The organism is Streptosporangium sp. NPDC051022 (assembly GCF_040683035.1).
In the GTDB taxonomy this organism is placed as follows: Bacteria; Actinomycetota; Actinomycetes; order Streptosporangiales; family Streptosporangiaceae; genus Streptosporangium.
In genome coordinates, this window is record NZ_JBFBCF010000002.1 from 300,662 (window position 1) to 315,420 (window position 14,759).

12 protein-coding genes are annotated in these 14,759 nt (G+C 70.2%); 6 read left to right on the forward strand and 6 right to left on the reverse strand.

The genetic code is table 11. The annotated features are described in order from the left end of the window. Nucleotides 1-30: 30 nt before the first annotated feature. Both treS and AB0N02_RS05370 read right to left on the reverse strand, forming a co-directional pair. Nucleotides 31-1,716 carry a maltose alpha-D-glucosyltransferase gene (gene treS, locus AB0N02_RS05365; protein WP_363942987.1) on the reverse strand — a complete coding sequence of 562 codons (1,686 nt, stop codon included), beginning with the start codon at nt 1,714-1,716 and terminating at the stop codon, nt 31-33. Nucleotides 1,717-2,546: 830 nt separating this feature from the next. Then, nucleotides 2,547-4,205 carry an asparagine synthetase B family protein gene (locus tag AB0N02_RS05370; protein WP_363942988.1) on the reverse strand — a complete coding sequence of 553 codons (1,659 nt, stop codon included), beginning with the start codon at nt 4,203-4,205 and terminating at the stop codon, nt 2,547-2,549. Between the two features lie 85 nt (nt 4,206-4,290). On the opposite strand from AB0N02_RS05370, the gene AB0N02_RS05375 reads away from it, so the two are divergent. Then, on the forward strand, nt 4,291-6,243 hold the full coding sequence (locus tag AB0N02_RS05375) for a hypothetical protein (RefSeq protein ID WP_363942990.1): 1,953 nt from the start codon (nt 4,291-4,293) through the stop codon (nt 6,241-6,243). Between the two features lie 124 nt (nt 6,244-6,367). Here the strand turns inward: AB0N02_RS05375 and AB0N02_RS05380 are convergent, their stop codons facing one another. Continuing rightward, entirely contained in the window at nt 6,368-6,793 is a 426-nt protein-coding gene (locus AB0N02_RS05380; protein WP_363942992.1) for an NUDIX domain-containing protein, read from the reverse strand. Between the two features lie 11 nt (nt 6,794-6,804). Next, the gene (locus tag AB0N02_RS05385; protein ID WP_363943430.1) at nt 6,805-7,032 is read right to left on the reverse strand and encodes a UTRA domain-containing protein; all 228 of its coding nucleotides are present in this window, start codon (nt 7,030-7,032) and stop codon (nt 6,805-6,807) included. A gap of 14 nt (nt 7,033-7,046) precedes the next feature. Between AB0N02_RS05385 and AB0N02_RS05390 the strand changes: the two genes are divergently transcribed. The 5 genes from AB0N02_RS05390 to AB0N02_RS05410 all read left to right on the forward strand — a co-directional run bounded on the left by AB0N02_RS05390 (nt 7,047) and on the right by AB0N02_RS05410 (nt 12,707). Continuing rightward, a complete protein-coding gene (locus tag AB0N02_RS05390) occupies nt 7,047-7,781 on the forward strand; it encodes a DALR anticodon-binding domain-containing protein (RefSeq protein WP_363942994.1) in 735 nt (244 codons plus the stop codon). 48 nt (nt 7,782-7,829) lie between these two features. Next, nucleotides 7,830-8,624 (forward strand): neutral zinc metallopeptidase, encoded by a 795-nt coding sequence (locus AB0N02_RS05395; RefSeq protein ID WP_363942996.1) that lies wholly within the window; start codon nt 7,830-7,832, stop codon nt 8,622-8,624. A 140-nt stretch (nt 8,625-8,764) separates the two neighbouring features. After that, nucleotides 8,765-10,147 carry a diaminopimelate decarboxylase gene (gene lysA, locus AB0N02_RS05400; RefSeq protein ID WP_363942997.1) on the forward strand — a complete coding sequence of 461 codons (1,383 nt, stop codon included), beginning with the start codon at nt 8,765-8,767 and terminating at the stop codon, nt 10,145-10,147. 91 nt (nt 10,148-10,238) lie between these two features. After that, nucleotides 10,239-11,531 carry a homoserine dehydrogenase gene (locus AB0N02_RS05405; protein ID WP_363942999.1) on the forward strand — a complete coding sequence of 431 codons (1,293 nt, stop codon included), beginning with the start codon at nt 10,239-10,241 and terminating at the stop codon, nt 11,529-11,531. Nucleotides 11,532-11,930: 399 nt separating this feature from the next. Further along, nucleotides 11,931-12,707 (forward strand): polysaccharide deacetylase family protein, encoded by a 777-nt coding sequence (locus tag AB0N02_RS05410; RefSeq protein ID WP_363943001.1) that lies wholly within the window; start codon nt 11,931-11,933, stop codon nt 12,705-12,707. A gap of 202 nt (nt 12,708-12,909) precedes the next feature. Here AB0N02_RS05410 and AB0N02_RS05415 read toward each other — a convergent pair whose 3' ends face one another. Both AB0N02_RS05415 and AB0N02_RS05420 read right to left on the reverse strand, forming a co-directional pair. Then, a complete protein-coding gene (locus AB0N02_RS05415) occupies nt 12,910-13,869 on the reverse strand; it encodes an ATP-binding cassette domain-containing protein (protein ID WP_363943002.1) in 960 nt (319 codons plus the stop codon). A gap of 45 nt (nt 13,870-13,914) precedes the next feature. After that, nucleotides 13,915-14,757 carry a DUF4097 family beta strand repeat-containing protein gene (locus tag AB0N02_RS05420; protein ID WP_363943004.1) on the reverse strand — a complete coding sequence of 281 codons (843 nt, stop codon included), beginning with the start codon at nt 14,755-14,757 and terminating at the stop codon, nt 13,915-13,917. Between the last annotated feature and the right edge of the window lie 2 nt (nt 14,758-14,759).

Consider the following 14,759-nt stretch of genomic DNA (forward strand, 5'->3'; position numbering starts at 1 on the left):
GGGCGGGCGTGGGCCGCGCCCCCCGCGGATTCAGCTCTGCAGGGAGAACCAGTAGAAACCGTGACCGGGCAGGGTCAGCAGGTACGGCAGCTCCCCGACGAGCGGGAAGGGCACGCCGCCCCTGGCCTCGACCGGCGTCATGCCCATGAAGCGCCGCAGGTCCAGCTCGACGGGCTGCGGATACTTCGACAGGTTGTTGACGCACAGCATCAGGTCGTCCCCGTCCTCGCGGATGAAGGACAGCACGGCGGGGTTGCTGGACCACAGCTCGTTGTAGATGCCGGTGCCGAAGACCGGGTGGTTGCGGCGGATCTCCAGCATCCTCTTGGTGAAGTGGAGCAGCGACGCGGGGTTCTTCTGCTGCGCCTCCACGTTGACCGCCTGGTAGCCGTAGATCGGGTCCATGACGACGGGGAGGTAGAGCCGGCCCGGGTCGGCCTGGGAGAAACCGGCGTTTCGGTCCGGGCTCCACTGCATCGGGGTGCGGACCGAGTCGCGGTCCTCGAGCCAGATGTTGTCGCCCATGCCGATCTCGTCGCCGTAGTACATGACCGGTGAACCCGGCAGCGACAGCAGCAGCGCGGTGAACAGCTCGATCTGGTCCCGGTGGTTCTCCAGCAGCGGGGCGAGGCGGCGCCGGATGCCCAGGTAGGCCCGCATGCGCGGATCCTTGGCGTACTCGGCGTGCATGTAGTCGCGTTCCTCGTCGGTGACCGTCTCAAGGGTCAGCTCGTCGTGGTTGCGGAGGAAGATGCCCCACTGCGCGGTGTCGGGGAGCTTCGGCGTCCGGGACATGATCTCGGAGATCGGCTCGCGGCTGCCGCGCCGTACGGCCATGAAGATGCGCGGCATCAGCGGGAAGTGGAAGGCCATGTGGCACTCGTCGCCGCCGACCGAGGGGTCGCCGAAGTACTCGACCACGTCCTCCGGCCAGCCGTTCGCCTCGGCCAGCAGCACCCGGTCGGGGTAGAGGCGGTCGACCTCGGCGCGGATCCGCTTCAGGTAGGCGTGCGTCTCCGGCAGCCCCGAGCAGTCGGTGCCCTCGCGCTCGAAGAGGTACGGCACGGCGTCCAGGCGGAAGCCGTCGATGCCCAGGTCCAGCCAGAACCGCAGGACCTCCACCATGGCCTCCTGGACCGCGGGGTTGTCGTAGTTCAGGTCGGGCTGGTGGTGGAAGAAACGGTGCCAGTAGTACTGCTTGCGGACCGGGTCGTAGGTCCAGTTGGACTCCTCGGCGCCGATGAAGATGATCGGGACGTCGGGGTAGCCGGTCGGCTCGTCGGCCCAGACGTAGAAGTCGCCGTAGGGGCCGTCGGGGTCGTGACGCGAGGCCTGGAACCAGGGGTGTTTGTCGCTGGTGTGGTTCATCACCAGGTCGGTGATGATGCGCAGCCCTCGCTGGTGCGCCGATTCGATGAGCTGGACGAAGTCACCGAGATCGCCGAAGTCCGGCAGGATCTTCATGTAGTCCGAGATGTCGTAGCCGCCGTCACGCAGCGGCGACTCGTACAGCGGCAGCAACCACAGGCAGTCCACGCCAAGCCACTGGACATAGTCCAGTTTGTCGATCAGGCCGCGCAGGTCCCCGGTGCCGTCGGCGTTGGAGTCGGCGAAGCCGCGGACCAGCACCTCGTAGAAGACAGCGCGCTTGTACCACTGCGGATCCGCCGAGACGAAGTCCTCGGGCACGGATTCCGGGCAGGGGGATGCGTTCATCGTGTTCTCGCTCACAGTGAGAAAGGGCAGGACGAAGTCACCGGATTGTCCGGCACATGATTTGTGATGACTGCGCTGGCGGGAGCCGTCATCCCCACGAGCTCCATGCCCTCGGCCGGACCGAATTTGTGATTCGGTGCCATCCGTTGTGGCGCTTTCTGGGCCGAACACTACCAGCCGTGTGAGTACGCCGAAGCCCCCTCAAACCGGGTCCCACCCCTGGACGACGCGGAATCCCCGCGATCATCGCGCCGTCCGCTCGTAATCGTCCCGTTACTTTATGTTCTTTTCCGGAGGGTGGGCGCCTCTCGCCGCGGTGACCTCGCCCTACGCGTCGCGGATTCCGTGGCGTTCCGTGAGCGATCGTGTGCCGGTGTACGCGGGTTTTTTCGGGGAATGAGGCCCCGACCGTCACCGGGCGGTGCCGTTGAGTTCCGGATCGTCACGCGTCCCGTGGCGGAGACGACCCCATACTACCGATCATGCCATCATGGGACGATCCCTTTGGGATGTCAGGTAGTGGAAAGCAGAAAGTTTTACCTTTAAAGCGTAAAGTCCGGTAAAAGCATCTCCGAGAAGATCTCCTTTCGGAGAGCCTAGCCGGGGGCCGGAACGGGCATCGGACCGGGGTCGGGTGAGAGCCGAACCCGCCGGTTCCGCCGCGACGGGCACCGGGACGGGCACGCTCCGTGACCGGCCCGAGGCGCGGTCCGAGACAGGCCCGGACCGCGTTCGGAAACAGGGCCGGACCACATTCCGAGACAGGGGTGGACCGCGGTCCGAGACAGGGCCGGACCGCGTTACGAGGCCGGCCCGGGGCGCCTTCCGGATCAGGCCCAGGGCGGGGTGAGCTCGGGCAGCCGGGACTCGTAGTCGCCCAGCCAGGCCCCGAACAGCACCAGGCTCCGCACCCAGAACCGGTCGTTCCACCCGTTGAACCGCGCCAGGGCGTCCGGCCCCTCGGCGACCACGGCATGCAGCGGCTCCGACAGCAGGGAGGGAACCGAGGCCGCGACCCGGGTGAGCATCCGGTGACCGTACTCCCTGGCGGGCGCGGCGGCCGAGCGCAGCGGAACGCGCCGCAGCGGCTGCTTGACCACGTTGGTCGAGGGCAGCGCGGCGACGCGCGGGTTGGCCGCCTGCAGCAGCTCCCGGTAGAACCGGCCCTGGGCCTTACGCGCCACGCCGACCGAGAGCGCGGCGTCGAAGAAGGCCGGATGCATGAACGGCGCCGCGAACGACACCTCCGGGCCGACCAGGTTGACCGGCGAGCGGGCGATGCCCCTGACCGTCCGGGTGTGCAGGACCGAGAGCGGCAGCTCGGCCCGGTGACCGTTCAGCGTCGAGGTCGACTGGGCGAACGCCGCGCAGACCGAGGAGGTGATCCAGTCCGCGGCCTCCTCGGACAGGAACGGCACCGACGGGGCGCCCAGCGTCAGCGAGCCGAGCAGCGCCGCCTTGCGCTCGGCCTGCGTCGAGGCCTCCAGGGCGGCCCCGCTGACCATGAAGTTCTTCAGCAGCGGGCCTCCGGCGAGCCCGTCGACCAGGGTGCGGCCCGCCCTGTGCACCTCGCGGGCGAAGGGGGTGTACCAGGCGTGGTGCGGGGTGAGGAACTCCAGGCGCCGCGCGACGGCCAGCGCGTCGTCGGGGTAGGCGGCGGGGTCCTGGCCGATCACACGGTGCGGCACGCCCAGCTCGCGGGTGATCGCCTGGGCGAAGGGGATGTCGGTGTCGGTGCCGTCGTCCGGGCTGGTGGTCCACGACTCCACGTCGGCGCCCCTGGTCACCGCGACCGAGCACAGCAGCCGCGAGTCGTAGCCGCCGCTGACGGGCACCAGCAGGGGACGCCCGTCGAACTCCTTGTAGACCTCCTGCAGGATCTCCAGGATCTCCCCGGCCGTGCGCCCCGCCTCGAAGGGCTCCTCGCGCAGCCACCTGGGCAGCATCCGCTCGGTCGAGATCCGCCCCGTCGACCGTCCGAAGACCAGCGCGCTCGCCCCCGCCAGCCGTTTGATCTGGGCGTAGGGGGTGTCGTCGCGGAGCGGGAAGGTCAGCTGGATGATCGAGGCCCACGCGTCCCAGTTGATCTCGTACGGCGTGCGCGCCAGCGACAGCAGCGGTTCCAGCAGGGAGGAGAAGTAGACCGCCCCGTCCCGGAACAGGTAGTAGACGTCGACCAGCCCGAGCCCGCCCGCGTGCAGGACGATCCGGGCGCCGTCGTCGATCAGGCCGGGCGCCTCGAACTCCTCCGCCACGGTGATCCACGACCCGGCCCCGACCGGCCTGCGCTCACCCCAGGCGAACGCCCAGGTCCGGTCGTCGCGCCGGTAGGGCGCCAGCGGCGAGGAGCTGAACAGCGCCGCCTCGGGCGTCTGCAACGCGGGTCTCACCCGCGGTCCGGCCCCTCGCAACGTCTCAAGGACGGTCTCGTCGAGGTGGCCGATGCCGCCGCAGACGTACGGTCTCACATTGAACGCCGGCCACTGCACCGTGCTGACTCCTCTGTGTCGCGATTGAGCAAAGGGTATCCTTTGCCCGGCTCAGGAATCGGAGGACGGCGTGGCGGACGGGCAATTGGAAAGCACGCGGCTGGCGTTGCGGGAGGCCATGGCCCACGGGGAGCGGGCCGCCGAACTGGCCAGGCTGCTCGATGCGGCGCAGGCGAAACTCGCCGAGACCGAGGACGCCGCGGCCGAGCTGCGGGGGCTTCAGGAGCGCCTGAGCGAGACCGAGACGCGGTTGCAGGCCGCGCAGGCGGCCGAGGAGAAGCTCCGCCGCGACCTGGCAGAACAGCGCTACCAGGCCGAGGTGGCCAAGTGGAAGCTGTCGTCGGTGCAGGTGGCCCGATGGTCCCGGCTCGGTGACGCGATCAAGACGGGCAAGAACAACCCGGTACGGCTGGCCCGAGGCCTGCGCGGAGCCGCCAAGCCCGCCAAACGCCCGGCCGCGCCCAAACGCCAGCCCGTCCCGCAGAAGGCGGCCGGCAAGCCCGTTCCCGGGGCCTCCTTCCAGGCCACCACGTCGACCAGGACCGTCGGCGGCACGTCGGTCAAGCTCAAGCCCTTCCGCGTGCCGACCGGCCCGAACACCCGCCCGCACCTGACCGTGGCCGTCGTGGCCGAGCCGCACGCCGAGGCGCTGCTGCGCTACGAGTGGCGGCAGACGACCGGCTTCACACCCAAGGACTTCGCCAGGGTGCTGTCCGCCGAGGTCCCGCACCTGCTGCTGGTCGAGTCGGTCACCACGGGGCCGTGGGCCGAGGAACTGGCCCGGCCGGGCGAGGGTCTGCACGCGCTGCTGTCCTGGTGCACCGAGCGGGGCATCCGCACGGTCTTCTGGCACACCGGGGGAGAGGTCGCCGCCTTCGCCTCCGCCGCCGGGCTGTTCGAGCACGTCGTCACCGCGCTGCCCAAGTCCGTCGGCGCCTGGGGGACGGCCCTGGCCTCCCAGGAGCCGGAGCCGGGCCGCCGCACCCCCTCGCTGGGACTGCTGCCCTTCGCCGTCCAGCCCCGCGTGCACAACCCGCTGCCGCTGGCCGGAGACAGGTTCGACCGGGTGCTCACCCTGGACGAGCTGCTCCCCGGCCACCTGTCCTACCCCGACGTGCTCACCTCCTACCGGTGGCCGAAGGCCGTGGACTGCCCGCCGGGCACCGAGACCTGGCGGATGGCCGAGCTGGCCGCCTGCGGTACGCCGATCGTGGCCTCGCGCGGCTCCGGGTCCGAGCGGCCCGCCGAGCCCCTCCCGCTCGGAACCACCCCCGACACCGGCGCGGACGCCCGCCGCGCCCACATGGCGCTCCGCCAGGCCTACGCCTCGGGCACGATGACCCAGAAGGTGGACGACCTGCTGGAGGCGGTCGGCCTGCCCAGCGCCCGCGCCACCCTGAACATCTCGGTCATCATGATCGACCGGGGCGACCTCGACCACACCCTGGCCCAGGTCGCGCCGCAGAAGGGCGTCATCCAGCTCGTGCTGCTCTCGGACGCGGAGAACGCCGTCCAGCGGGCCCGCGACGCGATGCCGAGCGGCGTCGAGGTCGTGGTCCGTCCCGCCGACCCCCAGCTCACCACCGGCACCATGCTCAACCGCGCCCTCGACCTGTGCCAGGGCGACCTGGTGGCCGTCATGGACGCCCAGGACATGTACGGCGAGCACTACCTGACCGACCTGGCCCGCGCCTTCCTGTTCACCACCGCCGACATCGTCGGCAAGGCCGCCTACTACGCCCACCTGCGCGACGTCGCCGCGACGGTGCTGCGCCAGCCGTCCGCCGAGTACTCCTACCTCCCCGAGGTCGCGGGAGCCACCCTGCTGGCCCGCCGCGCCGTCCTGCGCGGCATCGGGTTCGCCGACGTCTCCGAGGGCTGGGACCAGGTTCTGATGCGGCAGTGCCGTGCCGACGGGATCAAGGTCTTCTCCGCCGACCGCTTCGGCTACGTCCGCCTCCGCGACCGCGACCGCTGGCTCCTGGGCTCGGCCCAGCTCGTCGCCTACGCCCCCCCGGAACTCCACGCCCTGCCCTGAGGACCGCCTTGCTACGCCGGGTGGGCCGGTCCGGCCCACCCGTGGGGCCAGGGCGGTCCGAGCGCAGAAGATCTGTGAGCGTGATCATCAGGCTCCGGCGGCCGAGATCTATGAGAGGAAGGGGTTAGATCAGACTCGTACCGTCGTGGACCCGTACGAACGGGCCGTCTGTGCGAAGCGCGTCGAGCACTCGGATCCCTCGTGCCTCCGGCATCCGGTCGCGTACCTCGCCGATCGTCAGCCAGGCGGATTCCACGGCTTCGTCGCTGGGGCCCGGGTCACCGCCGATCACACGGCAGCGGAACACCAGTGACACGACCCCCAGCACCATGTTCTTGTAGACGCCGGTCAGGATCTTCGGCTTGACCAGCACGCCGGTCTCCTCCAGCACCTCTCGCACCACGGCGTCTTCGAGAGCCTCGTCCAGTTCGACGACCCCTCCCGGAGGAACCCAGCGTCCGTCGTCCCGGCGCTTGATCGCGAGCACTCTGCCGTCTTCGTCGAACACCGCTGCCGTCACACTGACGGAATGACGCGGAAGATCCGGCATCGGAAAGCCTCCTAGGACGCGGTCCACTCGTAGGACAGGCGCCACTGCTGGCTCGGGAAGACGTTGGTGACAGTCTCAGCTGCCACGTTATTCGCCGCGTAGGCGATGCGGACGACCTCGAGAACATGTTGCGTGTCCGTGAGGCGGAGGAACCCTGCCTCCTCCTCTGTCGGGTGGCGAGCCTCGATCTCTTCGACGCGTGGGCCGCGGGCCGTGTTCGGTGATCGGTGAGACGGAATCTAGGCTGCCGGGCATGACGCCCGGTCGGCTCGGTGAAGTCCTCGGCATGCCACCCATTCCCCAGGGGACGTGGGAGAGGGAGGCGCTGTACGTCTCCCCGGCCGCGCTGCGCCGGGGGGAGGCGCCGGAGGAGATGGCGGCGCGGCTGCGTGGGCTGCCGGGGATCGCGGACGTGCGGGTACGGCCCGGCGGGTTCCTGGAGATCGTGGTGGCGGTCCCCGGGGAGCTGGTGACCGAGTTGGCTTCCTCCGGGGCCGCAGGGAGTTCGGGGGCCGCCAAGGCCGCCGAGATCTCCGAGGCAGCAGGGAGGGAATCACCTGGCCGGGAGGTCTCGCGGGCCGGGGCGGTGTCGCCGTGGGCCGACTTCCCCCGGACGTGGAGCAACCCGGGGTTCGTCGTGAGATACGCCTGTGTGCGGGCGGCCGCCGTACAGCGCTGGGCGGGGGAGCTGGGCGTCGGCGGGGAGTTCAGGCCGGAGCTGCTCGACGGGCGCGAGGACAGGGCGGTGCTCAGGGCGCTGGCCGAGCTGTACGGCAGGCGCGGCGGCCGCGACCCCCGCTGGGCCGCCTACGCCGAGCAGCTCGCCCTCGCCTACCACGACGCCTTCGAGCGGGCCCCCGCGCTGCCCAAGGGGGACGAGGAGCCCACGGCGCTGCACACCGCCCGGGTACGGCTGGCGCGGGCCGTACGGGACGTGCTGGCCGAGGCGCTTGTGGCGATCGGCGAGACGGCGCCCGACAGGTTGTGATAGATCCGGTAAGCCCGGAAGATCGGAAAACAAGTCATAGGAGGGCGGGTGGACAACCCGCTGGACCGGACGAGAGAGGAACCGCAGTTCGGCGTGGTCAGGCGGACGCTGGGGTACCTTTTCGCCTTCGCCTTCATCGCTGCGGCGTTCTACTTCGGCGGCCATTTCGAGGGGGCGAGTGGGCCCGCGTCCGGTTCCAGCGTGCAGGCGGCGGTGACACAGCGTCTCTATCGGGAGACCGGCCCGATCGACGCGCGCTGTGACCCCCTGCCGGGCACTCTTGAGGCTGAGAGCACACTGAACGCGCTCTCGCTGTGCCTGGACCGCATGTGGTCCGCCACGTTGGCGAAGGCCGGCGTTCCCTACCAACAGCCGGAGATCCGGCTGGTCGCCACCCCGGCCGAGGCGGCCTGCACGACCGATGAGTACGACTGGTCCGGAATCTACTGCTCCGACTTGCGCGTGATCAACATCCTGTCCGAGGCGAGCGTCCTCCAGATGATGTTCACGCTCGCGCACGAGTACGCCCACCATGCCCAGGAGCTCGGTGGAACGGCGGGTGCGCAGTGGATGATGGAAGGCGGTGAGGAGTGGTCGCGCCGCTTCGAGTTGCAGGCCGACTGTCTGGCGGCGGTGACGCTGCGGACGGCCGCGCCCGGGGTGCTGGCGGTCACACGGCAGCTGGCCGAGGACGCGGCCGACGCGGTGGACGACCGGGAGAGGGCATACCGGCGCGGGCACGGTTCGCCGGTTCACAGTGCCGCCTGGATCGGGCGCGGTGAGCAGGGAGGAGCGATGGCCTCGTGTGACACCTGGGAGGTCCCCGCCGGGCAGGTCTCCTGACGGTGGGGCTGTCCGGAAACGTAAAAATATCCGGCTGAATCCGCAGATGACGCGAAAAACACGCGTATTCGGACATGATCGTGTCTCGGCAAATGGGCACTCGTCCCATGGGGATCACCGGGTCCGATAGCCTCGATAGGGTGAGTCGATTCGCCCACCCCGCCGGTGACCGGCACGCCGAAGTGCTGCCCGAGGACCGTCCTCCGCACGCACCTGCCGACCTGAACACGCTTGACCCCACGATCTGGCCGCGAACGTCGAGCCGTGCCGAAGGCTCGATCACGATCGGCGGCGCCGACGTCAGGGACCTGGTCGAGCAGTACGGCAGCCCGCTCTACGTGGTGGACGAGGAAGACTTCCGCTCGCGCTGCCGTGACTACCGCGAGGCGTTCGCCGGAGGCGACGTCCACTACGCGGGCAAGGCGTTCCTGTGCCGCGAGGTCGCCCGCTGGCTCATGCAGGAGGACCTCGGCCTCGACGTGTGCAGCGCCGGTGAGCTGGCCGTCGCGCTGAGCGTCGGGTTCCCGCCCGAGCGGATCACGCTGCACGGCAACAACAAGTCGCTCGCCGAGCTGGAGAAGGCCATCGAGGTCGGCGTCGGTCACATCGTGGCCGACTCCTTCGAGGAGATCGCCCGTCTCGGCTTCCTCGCCGACAAGCACGGCAAGCGTCCCCAGGTCATGATCAGGGTGACCGTGGGCGTCGAGGCGCACACCCACGAGTTCATCGCCACCGCCCACGACGACCAGAAGTTCGGTTTCTCCCTGAGCAGCGGGGCCGCCGCCGAGGCGGCCAGGCGCATCCTCGCGCTGCCCCAGCTCGAACTCGTCGGCCTGCACTCCCACATCGGTTCCCAGATCACCGACACCGCCGGGTTCGAGGTCGCCGCGCGCCGTCTGGCCACCCTCCTGGTGCAGATCAAGGAGGAGCACGGCGTCGTCCTGCCCGAGCTCGACCTCGGCGGCGGGTACGGCATCCCCTACGTCGAAGGCGACATCGCGCCCGACGTGAAGGAGATCGCCGACAGCCTGCGGGAGATAGTGGCCAAGGTCGCCGAGTCCGCGGGACTGCCGGTGCCCAGGCTGACCGTCGAGCCGGGCCGCTCCATCGCGGGCCGGGCCGGGGTGACGCTCTACGAGGTCGGCACGATCAAGGACGTCGAGGGGCTGCGGACCTACGTCAGCGTCGACGGCGGCATGAGCGACAACATCCGCACCGCGCTCTACGGCGCCGAGTACACCGCGCGGCTCGCCTCGCGCGAGAGCGCGGCCGCGCCCATGCTCTCGCGCCTGGTCGGCAAGCACTGCGAGAGCGGCGACATGGTCATCCGCGACCTGTGGCTGCCGCAGGACCTGGCCACCGGCGACCTGATCGCCGTCGCGGGCACCGGGGCGTACTGCCGTTCGCTCGCCAACAACTACAACTACCTTCCCAAGCCCGCCGTCGTCGCGGTCAGGGCCGGAGAGTCCCGAGTGATCGTCCGCCGCGAGACCGAGGACGACCTGCTGAGAGGGCAAGTGTGAAACGATCTGGAGCGGTGGCCCGCCGAGCGGGCAAACCAGCAGGAGCGGGACAGAAAGCCCGCGCAGCGAACGAGATGAGGAGCGCGACCCAATGGCACTGAAAGTCGCTCTCCTCGGGTGTGGTGTCGTCGGCTCCCAGGTGATTCGGCTGATGCACGAGCAGGCCGACGACCTGGCCGCGCGCATCGGCGCGCCGCTGGAGCTCGCCGGTGTCGCCGTGCGGCGCCTCGGCCGCAGGCGGGACACCGACGTCGACCCCTCCCTGCTCACCACCGACGCCGAGACACTGGTCACCCGCGACGACGTGGACATCGTCGTCGAGGTGATCGGCGGCATCGAGCCCGCCAGGTCGCTCATCCTGGCCGCGATGAACCGCGGAAAGTCGATCGTCACGGCGAACAAGGCGCTGCTCGCCGAGGACGGCGCGACCATCCACGCCGCGGCCAGGGCCAACAACGCCGACCTGTACTTCGAGGCGGCCGTCGCGGGCGCGATCCCGCTGATCCGGCCGCTGCGCGAGTCCATGACGGGTGACCACGTGCACCGGGTGATGGGCATCGTCAACGGCACCACGAACTACATCCTCGACAAGATGGACTCCTCGGGAGCGTCGTTCTCCGACGCCCTGGAGGAGGCTCAGGCGCTGGGATACGCCGAAGCCGACCCGACGGCCGACGTCGAGGGCTTCGACGCCGCGGCCAAGGCCGCGATCCTGGCCGGGATCGCCTTCCACAGCCGGGTGACGGCCGCCGATGTGCACCGCGAGGGCATCACCGAGATCACCGCGGCGGACGTGGCCAGCGCCAAGGCGATGGGATACGTCATCAAGCTGCTGGCGATCTGCTCCCGCTCCGACGACGGGCAATCCTTCGGAGTACGGGTGCACCCCGCGATGATCCCCAGGACGCACCCGCTGGCCGGAGTCCGCGAGGCCTACAACGCGGTCTTCGTCGAGGCCCGTTCCGCCGGGCAGCTCATGTTCTACGGGGCCGGCGCCGGTGGGGCCCCGACCGCGAGCGCGGTGCTCGGCGACATCGTGGCCGTCGGCCGCAACCTGCTGGCCGGAGCGCGGGGCCCCGAGGAGTCCACCTACGCCGACCTGAGTGTGCACCCGATGGGCGAGACCGTCACGCGCTACCACGTCTCCCTGGACGTCGCCGACAAGCCGGGCGTGCTGTCCCGGGTCGCCGACATGTTCGCCAAGCAGGACGTGTCCATCCAGACCGTCCGTCAGGAGGGACACGGCGACGACGCGCAGCTCGTCCTGGTCACCCACCGTGCCACCGACGCCGCCCTGTCGGCCACCATCGAGAGCCTTCGGGAGATGGACATCGTCCGCGACGTGGTGAGCGTCATGCGGGTCGAGGGCGAGGACGCTCCGTAGTGCCGTCACCGCGTGCCCCCGCCGTACCGGGGGCACGCGGCGGGCACGCCCCTGTGCCCGGAGCGCCGCGAGCCGTCGCAACGCGCCCGTTTCCCGCCTCGCCCCCTACCGCTCTCCGCGCCCATCCTCATCGCGCGTCCTTACCGCTCCGCGTCTGATCTGCGCCCGCTCCTCGCTCCGCGTCTGGTCTGCGCACGCTCCTCGTTCCGCGTTCGGGGTTTCGTGTGATGCGCCGGTGCGGTGAGGGGGGGCGCGGTCCTGTCCGGCGCGGGTGAGCGGTGGGGCACCGGTGAAAGTTCATCCGGGTTCATTGTGGGCTTATATGGTGCCTTGCGTGCCCTAGTCCGTTGCCGGGAAGGACGGCTCACCGTGAAGGCTGCTCATCGAGTGGGAACGCTGATGACGCTGGTCGCCCTGGCGGTGGCGGCACCGGTCGTCCCCGCGCGGGCCGCCGGTCTCCCGGCGAAGGCCACGACGATCGTCTCGCTCACCTTCGACGACGGGGACGCGACCCATACGGCCGCGGCACGCGCGCTGGAGCGCCGAGGCATGCGCGGGACGTTCTACGTCAACACCGAATCCGTCGGGCGTGAGGGCAAGCTGACCCGCCGTGCGCTCGCCGCGTTGGCCAGGGTGGGGCACGAGATAGGCGGCCACACGCTGACCCACGTCCGTCTCGACGAACTGACCCGCGACGAGCAGCGTACGCAGATCTGCGACGATCGCAGGACCCTGGTCAGGTGGGGCTACCGCCCGGCCACCCTCGCCTACCCGTTCGGCGCCGTCGACGCCGACGCCAAGGCGGTCGTGCGTGAGTGCGGCTATGACGCGGCCCGTACGGTCGGCGGGCTCCGGCACGGAGGCTGTCCCGCGTGCCCGGCGGCCGAGACCCCACGCCCGAAGGACCGCTACGCGGTCCGCACGCCCAGTTCCGTCCGTGAGGACACCCTGGTGCGCCAGATGAAGCAGCAGGTCCTCAACACGGAGAAGAGCGGTGGCGGGCTGCTGCCCCTGGTGTTCCATCGAGTCTGTGACGACTGTGGTCTCTACTCCGTCTCGCCGAAGGTCTTGAACGAGTTCCTCGACTGGCTCGCGGCCCGCGAAACCCGCGGCACGGTCGTCAGACCCCTGCGGGACGCGCTGAACGCCCGCTACCGGCCCCTGCCCGCTGGGTAATCGATTCTCTTCGCCTTCCGGGCTGTCCGGCGGGACGGTTGTGAACCTTTCGGTGGGACGTGTCCCGAACGCTTTCCGGGTCACGCGCCGCTCACCGGCGCCGTTCCGCACCGCGTCGCCGCTCGCCGTACCGGCGCCATGGAATGCCGGCCCGGGGAGACGGAAGGGAACGTCGCCGGGGAGGTAAGAGGGAGAGGGTGGGTTAGAGGGTGGGGGTTTTTCGGTTGGTGGGGTGGTTGGTGAGGGTGAGGAGGACGTCGTCGAGGCCGGGTGTGTGAACCGACAGTTCGTCGACGGCGAGCAGTTCGTGGTCGATCCGGTTGAACAGGACGCGCAGTGAGCCGACGCTGCAGTCGCTCGGGATCCGCAGGGTGAACGCGTCGTCGTCGCGCGGCGCCTCGGCGAAGGCGCGGGTGGCCCATTCGAACTCCTCCGCGCCGGTGAACCGCAGCAGGACGTGGCCGTCGGGGGCGAGGCGTTTCAGCTCCTCAACCGTCCCCTCGGCGACCAGTCTGCCGTGGTCGAGGACCGCGATTCGGTCGGCGAGTTCCTCCGCCTCCTCCGCGCACCGCGTCGTGTGGAAGACCGTGACGTTCTCCGCGACGAGGCCGCGGATGATCCGCCACATGGCGCGGCGGCCGCGCGCGTCCATGCCGCTGGTCGGTTCGTCGAGGAAGATCACTCGCGGGTCGCCGACCAGGATCATCGCGAGGTCGAGCCTGCGCCGCATGCCGCCGGAGTAGGTCGCCACCGGGCTGCCGGCCGCCTCGGCCAGGTCGAAGCGGTCGAGCAGCTCGGCGACACGGCGCCTGCCCTCGCCGGGGTTCAGACGGTGCAGGGCGGCCGTCAGCGTCAGGTTCTCCTCGCCGGTGCGGAGAACATCCACCCTGGAGAACAGGCCGGCGGCGCCGATCACGGCGCGCGCCGCGCCGGGGCCGACGGCGAGATCATGACCGGCGATCCGCACCCGGCCCGCGTCGGCGCAGGTCAGGGTGGACAGGATCCGCGCCGTCGTGGTCTTGCCCGAGCCGTTGGGGCCGAGCAGCGAGAAGATCGTTCCAGCGGGAACGTGCAGGTCGAGGCCGTCCAGCACGGTTCTGTCGCCGAACGACTTGCGCAGCCCGATCGCCGAGATCGCCGGCTGGGCCGGGGAGAGGCCCATGTTTCCCTCTTTTCGTCACGCGGGTTCGTCATGCCCGGGGATATGTCAGGAGCGACGGATCACGACGTCGCCGTAATGGGTGCGGGCGCGCACCTCGAGGGTCTCGTCGGAGGGGCCGGGGGAGTCCACCGCCTCCAGGGAGTTGCGCAGCCTGCCGTACGGCGTGCTCACGTCCAGCCACGCGGCGGTGCCCTTCCGGACGCCGACCTCCAGCTTGCCGTAGGAGGTTTCGAGGGTGACCGAGCCGCGTACGGCCTCGTCGATCCGGATGTCCCCGGAGGCGGTCCTGGCGTCGACGCTCGCCAGGGCACGGCCGACGGTGATGTCGCCGTGCGCCGTGTTCAGCCGGAGGTCGCCGGTGATCTCGCCGACGGTGATGTCGCCGTTGGCGGTCTTGACCACGGCGGCTCCGTCGATCTCGCCGATCCGGATGTCGCCGTTCGCGGTGGTGATCTCGGTGTGCCCGGCCGACCGGGCGAGTGTGATGTCGCCGTCGGCGGTGTTCAGCCGCAGTTCCCCGGTCCGGTCGAGCCAGATGGCGCCGGAGACGGTCCTCAGCGTGGTCTGGCCGAGGCGTCCCTCGCAACGGAGGTCGCCCGTCGTGCCGGCGTCGACCCGGGAGCCCGTCGGCAGGTCGATCGTGACCCTGACCGAGCCGTCCCACCCGAACAGCGAACCGAGCCTGCTCTTGGGGGTCTTCACGAACAGCCTGCCCCGGCTGCATTCGACCAGGGCCTGTTCGGCCGCCCGCGTGTCCGTGCCGTCGAGGCCGTCGGTCGGCCGTATCTCGACGACCGTGTCGGAGCGGTCGCTCGCGGTGATCCGGATGTCGCCCGCCCCGAGGTCGATGACGGCGATGATCGGTTCGGGGGTGTCGAAGGTGGGCATGG

Coding starts and splice junctions, on each gene's coding strand:
- AB0N02_RS05415 (WP_363943002.1), bottom strand. CDS start 13,869: ATGGGCCTCTCCCCGGCCCAGCCGGCGATCTCGGCGATCGGGCTGCGC.
- AB0N02_RS05380 (WP_363942992.1), bottom strand. CDS start 6,793: ATGCCGGATCTTCCGCGTCATTCCGTCAGTGTGACGGCAGCGGTGTTC.
- AB0N02_RS05420 (WP_363943004.1), bottom strand. CDS start 14,757: ATGCCCACCTTCGACACCCCCGAACCGATCATCGCCGTCATCGACCTC.
- AB0N02_RS05405 (WP_363942999.1), top strand. CDS start 10,239: ATGGCACTGAAAGTCGCTCTCCTCGGGTGTGGTGTCGTCGGCTCCCAG.
- treS (WP_363942987.1), bottom strand. CDS start 1,716: ATGAACGCATCCCCCTGCCCGGAATCCGTGCCCGAGGACTTCGTCTCG.
- AB0N02_RS05410 (WP_363943001.1), top strand. CDS start 11,931: ATGACGCTGGTCGCCCTGGCGGTGGCGGCACCGGTCGTCCCCGCGCGG.
- AB0N02_RS05390 (WP_363942994.1), top strand. CDS start 7,047: ATGACGCCCGGTCGGCTCGGTGAAGTCCTCGGCATGCCACCCATTCCC.